The organism is Shouchella oshimensis (assembly GCF_004375095.1).
Classification (GTDB): Bacteria; Bacillota; Bacilli; order Bacillales; family Bacillaceae_D; genus Shouchella; species Shouchella oshimensis.
This window is the reverse complement of record NZ_SNUX01000002.1, coordinates 226436-245491: the sequence shown is the minus strand read 5'-3', so window position 1 is coordinate 245491 and position 19056 is coordinate 226436. Positions and strand designations below refer to the sequence as shown.

At 37.6% G+C, this 19056-nt stretch carries 19 protein-coding genes; 7 read left to right on the top strand and 12 right to left on the bottom strand.

Annotated elements, in window-relative coordinates; genetic code table 11:
- Positions 1-48: 48 nt before the first annotated feature.
- The 4 genes from E2L03_RS07370 to E2L03_RS07355 all read right to left on the bottom strand — a co-directional run bounded on the left by E2L03_RS07370 (position 49) and on the right by E2L03_RS07355 (position 4616).
- Entirely contained in the window at positions 49-1182 is a 1134-nt protein-coding gene (locus E2L03_RS07370) for a zinc-dependent alcohol dehydrogenase (RefSeq protein ID WP_124741178.1), read from the bottom strand.
- Positions 1183-1426: 244 nt separating this feature from the next.
- Positions 1427-2392, bottom strand: coding sequence for an alpha/beta hydrolase (locus tag E2L03_RS07365; RefSeq protein WP_134258828.1), 966 nt, complete (start codon positions 2390-2392; stop codon positions 1427-1429).
- 176 nt (positions 2393-2568) lie between these two features.
- A complete protein-coding gene (locus tag E2L03_RS07360; protein WP_134258827.1) occupies positions 2569-3945 on the bottom strand; it encodes a sensor histidine kinase in 1377 nt (458 codons plus the stop codon).
- A complete protein-coding gene (locus E2L03_RS07355; RefSeq protein ID WP_095149448.1) occupies positions 3942-4616 on the bottom strand; it encodes a response regulator transcription factor in 675 nt (224 codons plus the stop codon). Before E2L03_RS07355 ends, E2L03_RS07360 begins: the two co-directional genes overlap by 4 nt.
- 243 nt (positions 4617-4859) lie before the next feature.
- Between E2L03_RS07355 and E2L03_RS07350 the strand changes: the two genes are divergently transcribed.
- A complete protein-coding gene (locus tag E2L03_RS07350) occupies positions 4860-6014 on the top strand; it encodes an FAD-dependent oxidoreductase (RefSeq protein ID WP_134258826.1) in 1155 nt (384 codons plus the stop codon).
- A gap of 29 nt (positions 6015-6043) precedes the next feature.
- The gene (locus tag E2L03_RS07345; protein ID WP_124741173.1) at positions 6044-6733 is read left to right on the top strand and encodes a TetR/AcrR family transcriptional regulator; all 690 of its coding nucleotides are present in this window, start codon (positions 6044-6046) and stop codon (positions 6731-6733) included.
- Positions 6734-7222: 489 nt separating this feature from the next.
- Here E2L03_RS07345 and E2L03_RS07340 read toward each other — a convergent pair whose 3' ends face one another.
- Together E2L03_RS07340 and E2L03_RS07335 are read right to left on the bottom strand one after the other, a co-directional pair.
- Positions 7223-7369 (bottom strand): lmo0937 family membrane protein, encoded by a 147-nt coding sequence (locus E2L03_RS07340; protein ID WP_124741172.1) that lies wholly within the window; start codon positions 7367-7369, stop codon positions 7223-7225.
- A gap of 75 nt (positions 7370-7444) precedes the next feature.
- Positions 7445-7726: a hypothetical protein gene (locus E2L03_RS07335; RefSeq protein ID WP_124741171.1), complete on the bottom strand. Its 282-nt coding sequence runs from the start codon at positions 7724-7726 to the stop codon at positions 7445-7447.
- Positions 7727-7906: 180 nt separating this feature from the next.
- Between E2L03_RS07335 and E2L03_RS20285 the strand changes: the two genes are divergently transcribed.
- From E2L03_RS20285 to arr, 3 genes are all read left to right on the top strand, one after another.
- Positions 7907-8080: a hypothetical protein gene (locus E2L03_RS20285; RefSeq protein ID WP_166740214.1), complete on the top strand. Its 174-nt coding sequence runs from the start codon at positions 7907-7909 to the stop codon at positions 8078-8080.
- Positions 8081-8085: 5 nt separating this feature from the next.
- Positions 8086-9474, top strand: coding sequence for a phospholipase D-like domain-containing protein (locus E2L03_RS07330; protein WP_166740213.1), 1389 nt, complete (start codon positions 8086-8088; stop codon positions 9472-9474).
- 374 nt (positions 9475-9848) lie between these two features.
- Positions 9849-10265: an NAD(+)--rifampin ADP-ribosyltransferase gene (gene arr / locus E2L03_RS07325; RefSeq protein ID WP_124741169.1), complete on the top strand. Its 417-nt coding sequence runs from the start codon at positions 9849-9851 to the stop codon at positions 10263-10265.
- Between the two features lie 293 nt (positions 10266-10558).
- Here the strand turns inward: arr and E2L03_RS07320 are convergent, their stop codons facing one another.
- The 3 genes from E2L03_RS07320 to E2L03_RS07310 all read right to left on the bottom strand — a co-directional run bounded on the left by E2L03_RS07320 (position 10559) and on the right by E2L03_RS07310 (position 13534).
- Entirely contained in the window at positions 10559-11542 is a 984-nt protein-coding gene (locus tag E2L03_RS07320) for an aldo/keto reductase (RefSeq protein WP_134258825.1), read from the bottom strand.
- Between the two features lie 360 nt (positions 11543-11902).
- Positions 11903-12337: a VOC family protein gene (locus E2L03_RS07315; RefSeq protein ID WP_124741167.1), complete on the bottom strand. Its 435-nt coding sequence runs from the start codon at positions 12335-12337 to the stop codon at positions 11903-11905.
- A 357-nt stretch (positions 12338-12694) separates the two neighbouring features.
- A complete protein-coding gene (locus tag E2L03_RS07310) occupies positions 12695-13534 on the bottom strand; it encodes an STAS domain-containing protein (RefSeq protein WP_124741166.1) in 840 nt (279 codons plus the stop codon).
- 164 nt (positions 13535-13698) lie between these two features.
- Between E2L03_RS07310 and E2L03_RS07305 the strand changes: the two genes are divergently transcribed.
- The gene (locus E2L03_RS07305; RefSeq protein WP_148305125.1) at positions 13699-14001 is read left to right on the top strand and encodes a hypothetical protein; all 303 of its coding nucleotides are present in this window, start codon (positions 13699-13701) and stop codon (positions 13999-14001) included.
- Positions 14002-14811: 810 nt separating this feature from the next.
- On the opposite strand, the gene E2L03_RS07300 is transcribed toward E2L03_RS07305, so the two are convergent.
- Positions 14812-15543 carry a hypothetical protein gene (locus E2L03_RS07300; protein ID WP_208394344.1) on the bottom strand — a complete coding sequence of 244 codons (732 nt, stop codon included), beginning with the start codon at positions 15541-15543 and terminating at the stop codon, positions 14812-14814.
- A gap of 256 nt (positions 15544-15799) precedes the next feature.
- On the bottom strand, positions 15800-16288 hold the full coding sequence (locus E2L03_RS07295) for a GNAT family N-acetyltransferase (RefSeq protein WP_084167279.1): 489 nt from the start codon (positions 16286-16288) through the stop codon (positions 15800-15802).
- A gap of 364 nt (positions 16289-16652) precedes the next feature.
- Here E2L03_RS07295 and E2L03_RS07290 point away from each other — a divergent pair, with 364 nt between their 5' ends.
- The gene (locus tag E2L03_RS07290) at positions 16653-17504 is read left to right on the top strand and encodes an SDR family NAD(P)-dependent oxidoreductase (RefSeq protein WP_124741165.1); all 852 of its coding nucleotides are present in this window, start codon (positions 16653-16655) and stop codon (positions 17502-17504) included.
- Between the two features lie 111 nt (positions 17505-17615).
- On the opposite strand, the gene E2L03_RS07285 is transcribed toward E2L03_RS07290, so the two are convergent.
- Complete coding sequence (locus E2L03_RS07285) at positions 17616-18881, bottom strand: MFS transporter (RefSeq protein WP_055737068.1); 1266 nt, start codon at positions 18879-18881, stop codon at positions 17616-17618.
- Between the last annotated feature and the right edge of the window lie 175 nt (positions 18882-19056).

Below are 19056 nucleotides of genomic sequence, written 5' to 3'. Positions count from 1 at the left end.
AAAAGACTTCTATACAAAGTATGAAGTCTTTTTGGAACGTGAAGAGGATTACGGTTTTAAAACGACTTTTATACAGTCATCTTCACGATTATTAAACATTCGATAGCCATGACTTGCTTCTTCAAGAGACAGTTTGTGTGTGATAATGTCTCTTGGATCAAATTCATTATTCGTTATTTTTTTAAACAACTCTGGCATAAAATGTATGACAGGGGCTTGTCCCATTTTAAGGTTTATATTTCTTACCCAAAATGCACCTAATGGAAATGCATTATAGTTGCCTCCGTAAACACCAGTCATTTGTACTGTCCCATACTTTCGAACCGCTTTCGTAGCAATTTGAATAGGTCCAAGAGTTCCCCCCTGCAATTTCAATTTTTGTTCTAGAAACTCTAGGGGTGATTTCTTTCCATCCATACCTACGCAATCGATAACGACATCAGCTCCACCATGGGTGATCTCTTTTAAATGTTCCCCCATATCAGGGTACTTTGTGAACTCATATACCTCAACATTGTTCATCTTTTTTGCATGGTTGATTCGGTAATCCAAGTAATCAACTGCTATTACACGTTTTGCACCTTCCATCCAAGCAAATTTTTGTGCCATCAACCCAACAGGTCCACATCCAAGAACAATCACTGTATCCCCTGATTTTACACCTGCATTTTTTACACTCCAATAAGCTGTTGGCAAAACATCGGATAAAAAGAGAAGCGACTCATCCTCTAATTCGCATGACTCTGGAATAACAAAGGGAGTGAAGTTTCCAAAAGGTACTTTTAAATATTCAGCCTGTCCACCAGGATGGTTACCGAATTTTTCCGTATAACCAAAGTATCCGCCAGAATCATAATGAGGGTTCGAATTATCGCATTGGCTTTCCATTTCATGTTGGCAAAAAAAGCATTGACCGCATGAGACATTGAACGGTACGACCACACGGTCTCCCTTTTTTACTTTTGTGACTTCAGGTCCAACTTCTTCCACAATCCCCATTGGCTCGTGACCAATAATATACCCTCGGGGTAATGGCATATTACCTTGATATAAATGCAAATCAGATCCGCAAATAGCTGTAGAAGTAATCTTAACGATAATATCGTCTTGTTTTTCTAATTTTGCATCCTCTACTTGACTAACTTGTACATGATTTGGTCCTTGATAAGTTACAGCCTTCATACATACAGGCCCTCCTATTTTTAATACTGTTACCACTTTTAACTATGGTCAACAAAGAGAGTACATAATATACTAATTACTCTTAAATAAAAGGTTTTTTCTTATTCGAAAGAGCTATATGGAATAAAAATACTCCTATGAGAAGCTGAACTTTCAAGGTATCACAAGAAAAACATTGTGTATGAGCAACTTGTTATATGGCATCATGCTTAGCATACATGATGAACAAGAGGTAAAGCACCCTTTACTCTGTTTCGCTCAAAAATACTCTCATGTTTTCAACCATTTTTTTTGATTTCGTATGGTGCAAATAGTGGTCTGCATCAAACATCATTATCTTACCATGTAAAGAATGACTTACTTGCTCTTCATGTAGTGAGACCCATCCTTCCACATCTACATTATTCTCTTGAATAAAGAGCAACAATGGAAGATTATCAGGGAATGTCAATGATTGTGCTTCATTAAAATTCGAACTAAAATGTTTCATTTCATTCAAATTGCTCGGATTAAACAAGTTTTTGTGGGTAATCAATCTCATCTGATCTTTCGTATCTTCATCAAATGGCAACGTTTCATAAGGGTCATCACCTAGGTTAATGACTAGTCTGCCTAATCCAGACTTTCTCAGCAGATTAAACGTAGTTATTGGAAGATCTTCGTCCATCCCACCTTGTGTTGGTACACTCGTATCAATTCCGATAAACGCCTGTACTTCATCTTCAAAGTTGTTTACATAATCAAGTCCATAAATTCCGGCAATAGAGTGCCCCATTAAAATGTATTCGTCAATATCTAGAGTTTGCAACACCTCGTGGATTTCATAAACAATATTTTCTGTTGTTCTTTCTTTTTCCGTATGATCACTTAATCCATAACCAAAAGGTTCAACCACAACGACTTTATAAAATGGAGCAAGCTCCTCGATAAGTGGTTTAAAATCAAGAGCTGGCGCAGCTGTTCCATAGCCCGGAAGAAGGACAATTGTTTCTTCGCCTTCCCCTTCAACGAACACATTCATATTTTCGCCATCCACTTGTACAAACTGTCCATAAGTTTGAATCTTGGCTTCCTCAGATTTACTACTAATCAAATTGACAATAAAAACAATGGCAAAAAAAAGGACGATCACTAAAACAATGGCTCCCACCAGTTTCAGAATAATTGATAGCACTTTCTTTGTTCTTTTTTCAGTATTTTCTTGCTTCACTCTTACCCTCTCCTGTCTGTATCTTGTTGTAAGATTCTTTTGCGTTAATAAAAGTTTATACGATTACTATGTACGCTTAATGACGCCAGTATGAACGGAATATGAACAAGCAAAAAAAGCTACAGCCTCACACGATGCTGTAGCAAATAGGAATTATTAAGGAAATAAAATCCAAGTTATGTTTCTGCATTAGACGAGACTGTTCCTATAGGCAGTGTGACAATAAATGTTGTTCCTCGGTTGAGCTCACTTTCAACTCGAATCTCACCTTGATGAAGCATAACAATTTGTTTTACAATAGCAAGCCCCATACCACTACCTTCATACTTACTATGAGAACGATCAGCCTTAAAAAACCGCTCGAATATGCGTTTCTGGTCTTCAGGAGAAATACCAATACCTGTATCAGATATTCGTACCGTTATATTCTCTGAATCTTGTTTAATGCTAACACCAATCACGCTATTTTCTTCAGAAAACTTAATGCTGTTGCCAAGGAGATTCATCCATACTTGGTTCAACAGTTCATGATCAGCCGTTATCTCAACTTCTCTTAAATCCAGCTCAAAACCAATAGTACGAGCTGACCATTGTGGCTGAATGGCAACGATAACCCGCCTGATTTGCTCATCCAAACCGAGGGTGGTCATCCGCAACTGCTGGGACTCTGATTCGAGTAGACTAAGTTTTAGCAGACTGCCACTCATCTTTGACATACGCCCTGCTTCGGCAATAATCACATCAACATAACGATTTCGATCGTTCGGATCAAGGTCCACTTGTTTGAGGGCTGCTGCATAACCTGATATCGAGGTAAGCGGTGACTGGACTTCATGGGACACGTTGGAAACAAATTCTTTTCGCATTTGTTCAAGCTGCTGCAAATCCCGCATCATCTCCTCAAAACTGCGAGCCAAAGTGCCTAACTCACCCTTTTGCTTAATCGTTAGCTTGACGTCAAAATCTCCGCCCGCAATCCTCCTAGTTGCCTCGGTTAGTTTTTTAATTGGTCTAACTAAAAACAGTGCGGCAACTAAAACGAATACACTTCCAGAAATTAAGGAAAAGGCTAAGAAATAAAAAATCCACTTCACCAGAAAGGAAGAGGAGGACGGTGATACAGATTCGACAAACATTGCTTTTGTGCCCGTTTCCGTGTTCAATGGCATAGCCAAGCGAATTGGATTAATTCCGTTTGTTGGAACTTGCACCAATTCTCCCGCTAGTACTTCCTTCACTTCTTCCCTGGTGACAATTGAAATACTATCTTCATCATATGACCCAAAAGATTGAAGTTCCCCTGTTTCTTCATAAATTCGAATGTGATAGGAGTTAAGCTGCTTCATTCCAGCAACCAATGTAGTCGCATCTTCTACAGGTAAAGTTTCATATAATTGAGCAACGTCCTGCCCAAAATCAAGCAAGGTAATTTGCAGGTTTTCGTTTAATTGCTCTTCAAATATCCATGTGGCCACAAAAAAACCAATGACCGTCCCTCCAATAACAGAAGACAAAAAGATTAGAACAACACGTGTATACAAAGAAGCGATCATTCATTTACCTCAAGTCTGTATCCAAGACCACGGACGGTTTCCAGTTGAAAATCGGTTGTGTCTGCAAACTTTTCGCGCAGACGCTTTATGTGGACGTCGATTGTTCGATCATCGCCTGTATAATGAATACCCCAAATTTGATCAATTAACTGCTCTCGAGTAAAAACTTGTCCCGGTGTTTCAGCGAGCTTATACAGCAATTCAAACTCTTTTAACGGCAAGGTAAATGAATCTGATCCTCGTGTGACTTTATACGTTTGCCGGTCAAGAGTAACGTTTTTAAATTGGATCGTCTGTGTCGCCCCAATTCGATATCGCCTCAGCAACGCCTGAACACGAGCCATCAACTCTAACGGGTCAAATGGCTTTGTCAGATAATCATCTGTGCCAAGTTCAAATCCTTTCACCTTCTCCCAAGTTTCCCCTCTTGCCGTAAGCATAAGTAAGGGTAGTTTAGGGTTCGCTCGTCTTAACTCCTTGCATAAAGTCCATCCATCCATAGTTGGCATCATTATATCAAGCACAACCAAATCCACCTCAGTCGAGGCGTAAACATCTAACGCTTCTTTTCCGTTCGCTGCCTCGGCTATTGTATATCCGTCGTTTCGTAAAAACAAACAGACAAGTTCGCGAATGTTCTCATCGTCATCAGCAACAAGTATAGTAGGCATCCGTTCACTCTTTCCTTTTTCATTTTATAACCATCATACTATAAAAGATACATTCTCCCTATTCTTGCACATTTGTATCCTATAGAAAAAATTAACAAGTGACAAAGACCGTGAAACGACAAACAATCAACAGCTTCGACGAACACCGTTCTTTACGAACGGTGTTCGTTATGGTATAACTGATTTGATCCTTTTTTTATAGGAACTCTTTTTTAAATCTCAGACTATATGGAGTGAAGGAAAATGACTAACCCCTCTTATCGAATTGCTATAATTGGCGCTGGGCTAGGTGGACTAACATTAGCAAAAATTTTACAGAATGCAGGTTATACCCCTGTACTATATGAAGGTGAAGCTTCCAGATATGTGCGTCCACAAGGTGGGACACTGGATCTGGAAACACATACAGGGCAAAGAGCGTTAGAACTAGCGGGTTTGATCGATTTATTTTATGAGGTATGCCGCTTTGAAGGTCAGAGTAGTAAAACGGTGGATAAGAACGGAAAGGTTTATCATGAAGATCATGATCTATTACCAACAGCAGAAGAGACCTCTCGTCCAGAAATAGATAGAACAGAACTACGGGATTTGTTACTAGATTCATTACAAGCGGATACTATTCGATGGGGTCATAAATGTACTGGTGCAGTACCGATTGATGATACAAGGTATGAACTTTACTTTGAGAATGGACATACTGACGTTGTAGATCTCGTCGTTGGGGCCGATGGGGCTTTCTCTCGTATCAGACCTTTAGTAAGTGATGAAAAAGCGAAGTATTCTGGAGTAAGTATGGTGGAATTAAACATTACAAATGCAGAGGAGCTTTTCCCTGAGCTTGTTGCTTATAATGGACCAGGTACAGTGTATGCTTTAAGTGATCATAAGGCAATCATTGCACAGATGAATGGTGATGGACGTATTCGTGTCTATTTAGGTTTTAAAGCCGAAGTTAGCTTTTTAGAAGCGTTAAAGCTATCACATAAAGAACCTGAGATCGCTAAGCAGACATTGTTAAACTTATTCTCAGACTGGTCGAATGATCTCAAACAATATATTATTTGTGCTAATGGTGAAATCACCCCAAGACGAATCTACATGTTACCAGTAGCTCATAAGTGGGAGAATAAAAAAGGCGTGACATTAATAGGAGATGCTGCACATTTGATGTCCCCATTTGCTGGTGCAGGTGCAAATCTAGCCATGTTAGACGGGGCGGAGCTCGCATTATCCATCATCCATACTGACAATCATGAAAGAGCAAGTAGAGAATATGAAAAGAGAATGTTCGAGTATGCCAGAAAGGCTTCAAGTGAAACAAAAGAGAATGTGGACCTTTTCTTTTCAGAAGGTGCTGCAGCTAAATTAGGAGCGTTAATGAATTCTTTTCAGGAATAAAAAATAGTTGTAATGGAGTAGAGAGTAGTATGAATAATGCAAATCATTCTAGCCGTCGTTCTCGACCAGCTAAAGACCCACTAAGTAAAGAAAGTATTATTAAAGAAGCTTATTTATTGGTTATAAATGAAGGAATGAAAGGACTGACTATGCGTAAAGTAGCAAAAGCACTTGACACTGGTGCATCATCTTTATATGTCTATGTGAAAAACTCAGAAGAATTATATTCTTATGTGTTAGACTACAGTCTTTCTGACATTACATTCCCCAATGAACCGGAGAGTAAAAAAACATGGCAGGACAACCTCATAACAGTATTGTTATCATACCATGACATGTTATATCAACATCCTGGTGTAGCGGAACTGGCTATGACAACCGTGCCACTTGGTAAAAATTCAATCGTTCTAATGGACTATTTACTTAAGCAACTGTCGTTTAGTGGGCTAAAGCCGTTGACTATAACGTGGGGCATGGACGCCTTAATGACGTATGTAGTCTCTTCAGGTTTTGAACATTCTTCTTGGAAGAAAGATGACTATAAATCATTTCATTCAATGAGGGATTCCCTATTATCAGTAGATGCTAGTCAATTCCCTACTATTTTTGCGTATAAGAATGACTTATTTTCTGGTGATACAGCAAAGAATGAGCGATTGATATGGGGGATAAAGGTTATTTTAAATGGTCTCTTTGCATCAGAGAAGCAAGAAAAATAAACATTTAGTGATGCTTGCCTTTAAAAATGAAGGGAAGCTTTTCTTATGAAATGATTGGACCAAATTTAACAAAACAAGACCTGATATCCTAACGGTACCAGGTCTTATTCACTCCTCAATTATTGCTAGTCTTTTTGAGTAAGTGAACACTATCATATGTTAGACGTTCTCTACATTTGTATCGTCATGCAGCATATAATGCCCGAAAAAATACTTCATGTAATCTATCAGAATACTTCGCATTTCCATGGCATCGCGTTCGCCTCTAAATTCCTCAATAATGCCAGTAAACACGACGTCACAGTAGCCTAAATGCGAAACACGATCAATGATGATTGAAAATCTTGCATTAATTAGGTTTATCACTTTAACGCTAAAGTGTGAGTAGATATAAAAATGACCGATCCTATTAAATGGAGAAACGTATTATTCCTAAAGGCAACGACAGATGTTTATGTAAGTAAGGGAGAAAAATAGAACACTCCCTTTTTATCCTTTTCGACGACCTGAAATAAGTTGAACGATCAGAACAACTAAAGCGATTACTAATAAAATATGAACAAAATTGCCACCTATATCTCCGATAAACCCGAGTAACCATAATACTAATATAACAATAAGTGCAGTCCAGAGCATGATTCAGCCCTCCTTTTTATATCTTATCATTTCCCTACAGCTACCAAATTAAACTGATAATAACGGCTTAATAAGTTACTTCTTCTCAGAGGATCTATAAGCTAACCAAGCCGTTTTTAACCCTGCATAACTTCCGACCGCAGCACTTCCATAAAAAAAGCCCATAAACAACCCTGCAGATAAGTCATGTCGGTGGCTATAAAAAACAGATATCAATAAACCTAATATGGTTGCGACAGTTGGAACATACTTATGTGGAATTTTCGTCGTCCATTTAATGAACTCAGTTGTTATGAGCACAAATGGAACAGCTATAACGGCATCCCAAATGTTTGTGTGAATCGTTGGAAAATCCATGTTTTCATCCTCCACAATCGTTCGTTCTGTTAACATCTCCTAAAAAGTACAATTTTATTTTTGCTACAGATAATAATCACAAACCATTTTCTTCATCGTATGGATCTTATAAAGAATATTTTCTTACTAAAGGTTAACTATAAATGGGGAGATCATACAGACGAAATAATGGAGGTCGAAATGAAATTACATTTAAAATATGATGAATTTTCACCAGCGAGGAAGAAAGTATTGGAGAAGAAAGACAGTCTGAATGATTATTTTTGTCATCCTTTAATTCACAAACAGATTCACGGCAATCAAACCTATGTGGAGTTAGACAAGCAAAGGCTTGGATTTCATCAAGGGCGATGATGCTTATGTTAAAAGGTGTACTCCTTACAGCTATTCTTCTATACATTAGCTATGTTTTCTTTACGGCGTATTTACTTTTTTTCTTACCCCTATCGTATAAACAAGAGGATTCTGATTTACACACGACATCTAAAACACAAGATTTTGCAAATCAAGATCATGTTCTTCTTTTAGAGAATGGATTTGAATCCGGAAGGACGAGAATGCAAATCATTCAAGAAGCAAAGACAAGTATAGATTTTGTCTCCTATTCTGTACAAAAGGGACAAACATCTCATTTGTTTTTAGCTGCCTTGTTTGAAGCAGCTGATCGAGGCGTCCACGTTAGGGTCTTATTAGACGGTTTGTTTCATAATCTACACGGGGATTTAAAAGAGGTGAAAAAAGCGATTGCGGTGCATCCAAATATGGAACTTCGTTATTTTGAACCGTTTCGACCATTTAAGCCTTGGTCATGGCATAATCGTTTACATGACAAACTTTTGTTGGTGGATGAGACATATGGAATCATTGGAGGGAGAAATATCGGTGATAAATACCTTTCCGAAGCCCCACCTAAAGATTACGTGCTAGACCGTGACGTCCTTATTTACCATAAGGATAACCAGTCTAAAAGTTCTCTTCAAGAGATGAAAGCGTACACGAATGAGCTTTGGAATCACCCATTTACACAAGTGGAGAAAAAAAATAAAAGCAAGGATCAAAGAGCCGGGTTAGCGTTTCAACAAGATCTAAATGATACCTATCAAAAGGCAAAAAACGATCATGTGCCATTTGTACAACCATTATCGCAAGAGTGGAAAAACAAAGCGATTAAAGCGGAACACGTTTCTTTCCTTTCCAATCCATTAACCAGACTTAATAAGCCGCCTACTATGTGGAAAACATTCACTAAGCTTGCAAGTGAAGCAGAATCTAAGGTCTATATTCAAACGCCCTATGCCATTCCGACTAAGCAGATGAATAAGTATGTCGAAATGGACTCTACGGTTAGTTGGGTTTTATTAACTAACTCTATCCAACAAACACCCAATCCAATGGCTTATTCAGGCTATTTAAGTAAGAGGGAAGCCCTTTCTGATAGTGGGTTTACTATTTCTGAATATCAAGGACCACACTCCATTCACGCCAAATCGTTTGTAATAGACGATCAAATGAGTATGGTGGGATCTTTTAATTTAGATGCCAGATCTAGTTTTTTAAATACGGAATCAGCTGTACTAATAAACAGTGCGGCATTTGCCAACAAACTCACAGTGGAAATGGATAAAAAAGCATCTAAAAGTAATCCGTTCTCAAAAGACACGTCTACAAATGATCATGAACATGTTGTTAAAGCCCTAGCCATTAAAGCGCTGTCGAAACTATCCTTCCTGTGGAGAATTTTTTTATAATGATGAATTTAAAAAGCACATTAGCTATAATTCCGCCACTTTCTGAGAAAATGAAAGTGGCAAGTTTATTGATTGAGATTGACCATATAATGAATTCAAACGTAAAAAGCTTGAACAAATAATTGTTTAAAAGGTACTTGAAACCAATTTTCCGATAAATAAACACTTATACAGCAGATAAGCAGTAAAAAAGATCAAACAAAAAAAAAACGCACATACCTTTATTCTTATTTGCGTTATTGCCGTGTTTATTTGTTTTAAAAACCTACACCTTTATTATACCCCTAATAAAAAATGAATTGTAGACTATTCTTTTTCAATAGCCTTGCTTATACTATTACTCACAAATCAAAAATGATAAGGGGTGTGGCCAGATGAATGGCGAGAAACATGTATTAGACCCTGGACCGTTCTTTCACGGTACTAAAGCAAAATTAAATGTTGGAGACTTACTTGAACCTTTGTACGTATCCAATTATCAGGATAAAACCTCTAACCATATCTACTTTACTGCGACCTTAGATGCTGCCAAATGGGGAGCGGAATTAGCAAAATCCGACTCCAAAGAAAGAATTTATATTGTTGAACCATTAGGGAACTTTGAAAATGATCCTAACTTAACTGATAAAAGATTTCCCGGAAATCCAACACGCTCTTATCGATCGAAATCTCCATTAAAAGTAATAGCGGAATTAGGTTCATGGATACGGCATTCCGATGAAGAAATAAACCATATGCTTGCCTCTTTGAGACAATTAAAAGAAGAAGGAAAAGATGTCATATACGATTAAAGTGTCACTAGAGGACTAACGACTAAACAACATAACGTTGTATTATCTTTATTTATCACAGCATCAAGAGATTTGTTGGCTGATCTTGTCATCAAACAACTTCTAAAGTGATTTTTAGCGCAACGAACGGTCTAACGCTTAATTTGAGCCGTATCTAACGGCTCTTTTTCTGTGCTGCTGATACACAAAAACAACCGATAATCAGTCGGCTGTTTTTGTAACATGCACCCATTTTCAGGCTAGAATCGCATTTGATCCTTTTTCTTTGGTATACTCAACCTCTTATCGGTTACTTAGTAAGGTCCACGAATATGCTGCTCGACTTCTGACTTATAAAACGCAGCCAAGTTTTTCAATTCTTCGGCTGTGAATTTAGGCTCATGTACAGCCTCTACATTTTTTTCTACTTGCTCAACAGTTTTAAATCCAGGTATAACAGTTGTTACCTCTTCTTGATCTAGTATCCAGCGAAGCGCAGCACTCGAAAGATGCTTACGACCATCTTTAATCCAAGATAGCTTTTGAGCCAGTTCGACCCCCTTCTCGAATTCAATCCCGCCAAACGTTTCGCCAACATTAAATGAATCCCCATCGCGATTAAAATTTCGGTGATCATCTGTTTCAAACGTGTGCGCACTTGTGAATTTTCCTGTTAAGAGTCCACTTGCTAAAGGAACTCTCGCAATAATTCCCACCCCTTTTTCCTTTGCTTTCGGCAATAATGTTTCAAGGGGCTTTTGTCTAAGAAGATTAAAAATAACCTGTAATGCCTTCACATTCGGATTTTCTAAACATAATAGCCCTTCCTCTACCGTTTCAACACTTACACCATAATTTCTTATCTTCCCTTCAGCTTGAAGCTGATCAAGTACGGTAAACACTTGTCCACTCTTAAGAATGTCCAAAGGCGGGCAATGAATCTGGTATAAATCTAAGCGCTCCCTGTTTAAACGCCTCAGGCTATTCTCGCAATATGAACGCACTTGCTCAGCGGAATACGTATCAGGAGAAAAGATATCCCCTGCTCTACAAAATTTTGTAGCAATATAGACTTCATCTTCTTTCCCCTTCGTCGCTTGCGCAAGAAGTTCCTCACTATGACCATCCCCGTATACATCAGCTGTATCAAAAAAGTTCACACCGTGATCCATTGCGGTTTCAAGTGCTTTTAATGATTCTTTGTCATTCGTCCTGCCCCACGAGCCACCAATAGCCCAAGTTCCAAAGCTTAGCTGACTTATCTTTAAATCAGTGTCCCCCAATTGTCTATATTGCAATTCCCTCAGCTCCTTCTTCATTTACTTATTACTTAGTTTAAACGTTTTCTAACTATTTGCATAATAATACATACTTTAAGAAAGAATGCGCTTCCTTACCAGACTATATTCTAAGGAAAGTGGAGGTACGAACATGATTTTCCCTTTTACTAACTAGATACGTTTTTCCATGTGCTTCTTGCGTATAAATGGCTATTGGTGCGTGGAGCTAGCGGAGGAGATGGAACTATAGAAATGGAATAAAAAAACCTACATTCCTCTGCATTAGAGAAAGTAGGCTTTATTATTACATTCATGAGCCTTTCAGAAATATGTCTAAATGCACAAAATGGACTGCGGGGAGATTTACACAACCTTTTATTATTGTTTTCTTTTTTCTTCCCAAATGCGTATACGCTCTTCATGACTCACTACTTCGTGAATTTGATGTAACATCCAAACATATCCAAAAGAATCCATAAACATTGCATTCGAAACTCCATAATCAGGTAAATCCGTAACCGGTTGTATCTCCTTACACCCTAAGCTCATTGCTTTTTTATAGGTCTCCTTAATATCAGGAACAGATACGTTAAACCAAATTGTTTTAGGGTCTTCTTTGGTTGGTGCTACCAATTGAAATTCAGGATTTTCATCCAACATGTGAAAGCGTACGCCGAAGAGGGTAAAGATGGCTTCGTTTGTGCCTTTAGGTAAATCTGATACCTCAATACGTTCGATCTCAAATATATTCTCGTATAATTCTAATGCTTTTAAACTATCCGTAACAACCAAATCAATTTCTACTCCTACCATTGTGTGTTCACTCCTATCTTCGTTAATCTAGAATCAACATCATTAGACGACCTGCCTCAACATTCGTTACACTATAAAGAGGCTGGGAGATAACTAAAAGTAGTATTTGAAAAGACGAAAGTCTAGAATATGCTGAGTAGCACCGCTACAGGAGAATCCTTCGCTTTCCGGGGACACGGCCTCAGCCTCCTCCGTGGAAAACCGCCACTCCAGAGTCTTCAGACACGTGCTGATCCCCCAGGAGTCTTCGAATTCTCCTTCCGTTAATTTTCATATAAAATAAACGACGAACGTTCCTATTATCAGGAATGTTCGTCATTTTGGTCTGTCTATCTACTTCTATCCCAGCCTCTGAGTTTACATATCAATTGTTGAAAAATCAAGTCTCGCCAACGCATGAGCAATAGATGAATAAATTTTCAAACCGCTAAAATCAATACCAATTTGAACAGCTGTTTGGGCAATTTCCGGTCGAACACCTGACAGTGAGGTTCTTGTCCCAACTAATGTTAACCCTTTTATTAATTGAAACAACTCATTCGCTACCATTGTGTCAATAATTGGGACACCTGATAGATCTACTAGTAAACACTGAATTTGTCTTTTTGCACAAGACTCTATCGTATTTGTAAAAATGATTTTCGCTCGGTGCGTATCAATTTCACCCACTAGCGGCAGCAATGAAATTTTTTCATTTAAATCAATAATCGGGGAGCTTAATTCTGTAATTAACTCACTTTGTGCATGAATTAACTGTTTAGACTTAGCTTGGTTTTTTATACTAAAAGCTACAACAATGTCTTTAAAGGTATCTGTTATTTTCTGCACACATGAAGCATAATCTTCAAATGCTAACTGATCACCATGATGATAGAAATACTTTTCAACATGTTGTAAATATAGCTGCTGATTACGATGGAATTCTTCTATAATATCAGGCAAAGCTGTATTTAAATGAGCTTCATCAGAAGTAATGGAATCAATCCATCGTTGAAAAGCTTCATCGCTACATGAGTCTTCGTCTTCATCAAATAACGTAATGAAGATGGAATGAAAGTCGTAGTTCTGCTTTTTTAACGTTTCTATTTCTAAAGGGTTACACGTACCATAAACGCCTCCTTTGGTTTTATCGAGGCCATGGTACCATTCTTCAGTCAAAGAAGGTAGTTTTTCATGTAGGTAATCATAGAATAACATTGCCTTACAAGCTCCTTATTTTTTCTCCTATTATTGCATTGTCGCTATGGAATGTCTATTAAAAAGAGAACCTAAATTTATACTATTTGGTTTTAAAGAAAAACAAATGTGGGAATGGGACTATACAATTATTATAGATAGAGGTGAAGAGTATGCAGAGACCTATGTTTAAGGACTTCAATAGTGAAGAGGAAGCGTATGACGCTGTTAAAAAAATGAAGCAAAAATATGATTCATCCCGGATCAAGGTCGTTGCTCCTTTTCCGCACAATAACCAAACAAAAACGCATAATGACTACGGCTTACCAAAGGAAAATGTAAAGTATGATGGCGATATGTACAGCTTAGAACAGTTGCTTGAAGGATGCGGTTTTAGTAATAACCAAGCGAAAGAATTGAATAATACGGTTGAATCGGGGCAAGTATTAGTGATTGTTTGTCAGGATACATCTAGTACATTCCCTTAATGAGGAATTATACGACTAAGGCAAAAACGTTTGTAGGTTTTTGCCTTTACTATCGTTCCTATTATCAAAAGTCTTACTTGTATGAAGAGTGTGTTTAAAAAACAAAGAACACCATTTTAAGTAGGAAACTGTCAAACTTATAAGAATGAAGGAACAACACTCAAGTTCTACTTTTGAAATCATCTAAAATTCCATTGATTTTTTAATAAAGGTTCTTTAGTATTGCTCACAAAGGCGGGAAGGAGAGATGAATGGATGATTACGAGGAACTTTTACAAAGTTTAATAAACGAAATGGAATTAAAGCTAAATCGAAAGTTATCCCAAAAAGAAATCATCTACTTACAAACTATCATTTTTCAACACCTCTTTTCCAAGTAGCTTTATCGTTACAATACTGTCTTTTTTATTCCCCATCTACTCTCTACATTTCTTACACTTTCTCTTTTGAATGTTCTATACCACCCTTTTTTATTACTCATTCAAAACCCTCTATTTACCCGCAAAGGTTCAGCTAACTAATTGAATTAAATATGATGCCTTTGCATTAATTTAAAAACTTTATTGGTAATCTAATCATCCTGTACGAGGATTAGGCATGCATTCTCTGTCCTTTTCACTTCCTAATCTTAATGTCCACCTAAAAAAGAAGAAGCCAATCACTATTGGCCTCTTTTCTTTACCTTTGTTTTTCTTTATTGCATATTTTTTCGTATTTCCTGATCTTTCCTTCTGCGTAACACGGCACTAATCTATGTATATCTTTGGATTGACAGAAAAACTTACGTGTCTGGACAACATGATAGGTAACCTATGACTTGGGGTTTGTGTGGTCACGCCTTTCCACTTCATCTCGGTCACGATTTTCTTTTGTCTCTTCTTGGGACTCTGTATAGCTACGTTGCTTTCGATTCCTCTTAGCCTCTTCTTGCCTTTCGTCTGGATTTGTATGATCGCCTCTCTCCTCTTCATCCCGATCTCGATTTTCCATTGTTTCTTCTTGTGCGTCCGTATTGCTGCGGTCCCCGTCAGCCTTTCCTTCTTTTTGCTTTTTCTCTTTTTCTTCTTCTCTCTGCTTCTTATAATCAGACCGTTCTCCGTGCCACATTAAATCGAAAATAGCCCGGCCATTCGTTGGTTGTCCATCTGGTAAATAAACAGGAATAACATCAAAAAGCATGTAGTAAAAGCAATAGAAAATAAACGTTGACCAAAAAATATTAGCTGGCAAAATACCCTCTAAAACGAAAGCGTTCGCTAGAAAAGCAACTGTTCCAGTTGAAAGGATGGGTGCAGCATAAATCAACCCATGCCAAAATCGATTACGTGGTTTTAATTCATCATACTCCATCCAGCTAAACATAAAGAAGTAACGTCTGATTTCTACAGTAGGGAATTTAACCAATGTAGGTCCGCTACCAATAACAAGTTTTTTGTTCTTCCCTCTAAGCAATGTCGCTACCACATAATAGCCAGATTCGCGGATTATCGTAACTAGTGGAAGAATGAAAAGAGCCGCCATAAATAATCGAACCCAGTCCATATGACTAAACAAGATGCATCAACCTCTTATACGTTTGTTTTTATTTCTTTAACACAAATCATTGATTTTCAAACGCACATTTCTTTAAAAAATGGCTGATTAAGAAAATGGTATAAAGAAGAAAATGAGAGGGGGTAGTCACGTTTTTAGCGAGGGTATGTGATGCTCTTTCAATTTTTGTACGATGGCATGATGAGGAATGATGACAGCTCGCTTCACTTTTGAAGCGAGCTGTAAAAACCTATTCTAAACGAGTCTAGTGAGTGATTGAGCTTCCCATTTGCATCGTTAGTATGGGGAAAGGTCTTCCTCTATCATCATGTTCAGAACGATGAATTTGTATAAACCCCATATGTTTATAAAACTGAACCGCATGAGTATTTTGTTCATTAACATCTACTAATGTAGCCTGTAAGGTTTCAACTGCATAAGACAATAATGTCTTACCTATTCCTTCTCCCATTACTGCAGCATCAATAAACAACATCTCTATTTTTTTAGTGTCAACGCCAATAAAACCGACAATTTCGCTATTCTTATAAAAACAAAAAAGATGTTCTACGCTTCTTATCCCTAACAGAACATCTGGCCTAATTCGTTCTCTATCTGAAGACGTTAAAAAGCTATGTGTTTCATTAACACCGGATTCCCATATTTGTAGCAATCTAGTCTCACAGTTACGATCCAATTGAACTATTCGCTTTATACCGTTCACTTCTATCCATCCCTTTCCTTGACTATACATGTGTACGATCGTTTTTTGCTCATTATATCCTATTAGCGACCTCATTTAAACCGAGGATTTGACCATTATGTTTTTATAAGCTATGATAAAACAACTAAATGAAGGAGGGATTATAGTGATCGTAATTATCCGCAGATTGAACAGCTAAATTTATAGTTCAGTGGCTCTGGAATGCATTTCAGAGTTTAGCGGAAATTGTCTGTCCTTTTATATCTCTCAATCGTATTGAAGAGTGTGGCGGTCTGTCCTTCACGCTTTTTTTTGTATACATTGGCTTTCTTCCCCTCTAAAATGAACGCCTTAGAGACACTGTTCTATTTCTTTTTATGATGAAGATGAAAGAATACAGGAGGAGTGAAGAATAATGAAACCAAACAATTCAACTTCAAAAGTCTGGTTTATCACCGGTGCAAGCAGTGGATTAGGACTTGAATTTACGAAAACAGCACTTAACTTAGGAGATAAAGTAGTCGGGGTTTCTCGAAATATAGAGCCCTTAATGGAATTAGAAAAAAGATACAAAACTACCTTTAAGTCATTTAAGTTGGACATCACAGAACGGGCTTCAGTTTTTGAGACTGTTGAAAAAGCGATTACTCATTTTGGTAAACTTGATCTAGTAGTAAACAATGCCGGAAACATGATATTGGGAATGATTGAAGAATTTACCGAGGACGACATTAAACAACAAATCGACACTAATTTTTATGGTGCCGTTTGGGTCAGCCAAGCAGTTTTACCTCACCTCAGAAAACAAAAGTCTGGTCACATTATACAAATATCCAGTATAGGAGGCATTCTTGCTGGCCCAATGACTGGAATCTACAGTGCAAGTAAGTTCGCATTAGAAGGTTTTAGTGAAGCATTAGCACAAGAGGTCTCTCATTTTGGGGTTCATGTATCTATTGTAGAGCCAGGCGGATATTGGACAAATTTATATACAAACATGCAGTTCACTACTATACATGAAGAATATAGTCCTGTCCGAGAGTTTTTAGAAACTCAAAGCTATGAAAGCAAAGATAGCCACCCTAAGGAAGCTGCCACTGCATTACTAAAACTGATTAATGACGAGAAGCCACCTTTAAGACTCATTTTAGGGAGCCACGTCTTTGATGCAGCCATTGAACATGAATTGAGCAAAATAAAGACATGGAAAGATTGGGAAACGGTAAGTCGTTCTGCTGAAAAAGCGATTCCACAGCCAGAGGAATAAAAAGAATACGGGTAAGAGGACATTTCTAATAAGAAGTGTCCTCACTTTTATTTATGCAAACGTAAAGAGTAGTGCTCACTGTTTTTTCAAGATTTGCCATTGCAATAAAGCCTATGCTTGAACGTTTGATTCTTGGAAAAGTTTAACGTGATCTATACTTGGAAGTTTACGCAATGCAGAACTACTTAACCAAGAAAGGCTAAATAGCATCATGGAAACACCACAGATAAGGATGGGTATTTCTGTTGCAAACATTTCCCCTAGCATTCCACCTATTAAAGCTCCAATGGGCATTCCTAAAGCAGCTGCGCTCGTTATCAGGGTTATCACTCTACCAATAAAAGTGACTTCGACTTGTCTTTGTATGGATGAAAAGACAAGAATGTTTATTATGCCGATGGAAATAGCTCCAATGCTAAACAAAATCATGGAGAACACAAGTGGGAGAAGCGCCGTTCCAATCCACATTACACCTGTGCCGAAAAAAGAAAAGATGATTAATTTACCGAAATCTATTTGTTTTAATTTAGAAGCGAGAATCGTTCCAATCATAATTCCAATCGACATAGCCGCTAAGTAAAACCCATAAGAAGCTTCTATCCCACTACCCTTCATAAGAGAAAACGCGGGTAAATTTGTCGTCATAATCACCATAGCCAGGTTTATAAAAACGATTGAAAAAATCATCTTAGGAATAAGAGAGTTTCCAATGTAAGTGAAGCCAGCTTTTAAATCAATAAAGTACGTACGAACTGCAGAACCTACGGATGTAGAAGGATCTCTCTTTACGTCTGGTTGTAAGAAGGTAAAAAAAGAATAGGCTATTGTGACGAGTATGAGACATGTAGCTGTGATGATGATAGCTGGAATGGTCCCTGTAAATGTAATAAGAATTCCAGCGCCTGCGAGAAACGCAATATCCATTGCTTCTCGAATGGTTTGCAAAAAGGAGTTAGCGGCTATCACATTATCTTTCCCCACAATGATAGGCAGGATTGTCGATTCAATTGGATACGTGAATTGCGTAAATAGGGCTGTTATAAACAATAAACCAATTACGTACCATACATGTAGACCAACTGTGTAGTGCAATATAGGGATGGTAAAAAGGATAAGCGCTTTTAGTAGATTACTGTAAACCAAACCGTTCTTGTACTTAAAATAGTTAGCCAATGGTGCAATTAAAAAAGATAATACACCTGCTGAGGTGATCGCAAATAAAGCAAAACCAGAATAGAGAACGCTACCACTCAAGCTTAATACTAGTAACATTCCGGCTATTGCGTATACACCACTTCCTAACGCATTGATGAAAACACCCATCATTAAAAGGATAAAATTCCTTTCTACCATAAACGACTCAAATTTCACCTTCATTTATACCCTCCATTCATCGAATTCACTAATTATTTCGTTAAAATAGGTCTTTTTATTTAAATACAAACCAAAAACTTTACTATTTGCCAAATTTATTTGATATAATTCCATTTACATAGCTATACAAAAAGTGTATGTAAGCGACTGTAGCTGGATGGGGATACGTTTTTATTGC

Coding starts and splice junctions, on each gene's coding strand:
- E2L03_RS07355 (WP_095149448.1), bottom strand. CDS start 4,616: ATGCCTACTATACTTGTTGCTGATGACGATGAGAACATTCGCGAACTT.
- E2L03_RS07295 (WP_084167279.1), bottom strand. CDS start 16,288: ATGTATAGTCAAGGAAAGGGATGGATAGAAGTGAACGGTATAAAGCGA.
- E2L03_RS07360 (WP_134258827.1), bottom strand. CDS start 3,945: ATGATCGCTTCTTTGTATACACGTGTTGTTCTAATCTTTTTGTCTTCT.
- E2L03_RS07315 (WP_124741167.1), bottom strand. CDS start 12,337: ATGGTAGGAGTAGAAATTGATTTGGTTGTTACGGATAGTTTAAAAGCA.
- E2L03_RS20285 (WP_166740214.1), top strand. CDS start 7,907: ATGAAATTACATTTAAAATATGATGAATTTTCACCAGCGAGGAAGAAA.
- arr (WP_124741169.1), top strand. CDS start 9,849: ATGAATGGCGAGAAACATGTATTAGACCCTGGACCGTTCTTTCACGGT.
- E2L03_RS07335 (WP_124741171.1), bottom strand. CDS start 7,726: ATGGATTTTCCAACGATTCACACAAACATTTGGGATGCCGTTATAGCT.
- E2L03_RS07290 (WP_124741165.1), top strand. CDS start 16,653: ATGAAACCAAACAATTCAACTTCAAAAGTCTGGTTTATCACCGGTGCA.
- E2L03_RS07350 (WP_134258826.1), top strand. CDS start 4,860: ATGACTAACCCCTCTTATCGAATTGCTATAATTGGCGCTGGGCTAGGT.
- E2L03_RS07345 (WP_124741173.1), top strand. CDS start 6,044: ATGAATAATGCAAATCATTCTAGCCGTCGTTCTCGACCAGCTAAAGAC.
- E2L03_RS07330 (WP_166740213.1), top strand. CDS start 8,086: ATGTTAAAAGGTGTACTCCTTACAGCTATTCTTCTATACATTAGCTAT.
- E2L03_RS07310 (WP_124741166.1), bottom strand. CDS start 13,534: ATGTTATTCTATGATTACCTACATGAAAAACTACCTTCTTTGACTGAA.
- E2L03_RS07370 (WP_124741178.1), bottom strand. CDS start 1,182: ATGAAGGCTGTAACTTATCAAGGACCAAATCATGTACAAGTTAGTCAA.
- E2L03_RS07285 (WP_055737068.1), bottom strand. CDS start 18,881: ATGAAGGTGAAATTTGAGTCGTTTATGGTAGAAAGGAATTTTATCCTT.
- E2L03_RS07305 (WP_148305125.1), top strand. CDS start 13,699: ATGTTTAAGGACTTCAATAGTGAAGAGGAAGCGTATGACGCTGTTAAA.
- E2L03_RS07300 (WP_208394344.1), bottom strand. CDS start 15,543: ATGGACTGGGTTCGATTATTTATGGCGGCTCTTTTCATTCTTCCACTA.
- E2L03_RS07340 (WP_124741172.1), bottom strand. CDS start 7,369: ATGCTCTGGACTGCACTTATTGTTATATTAGTATTATGGTTACTCGGG.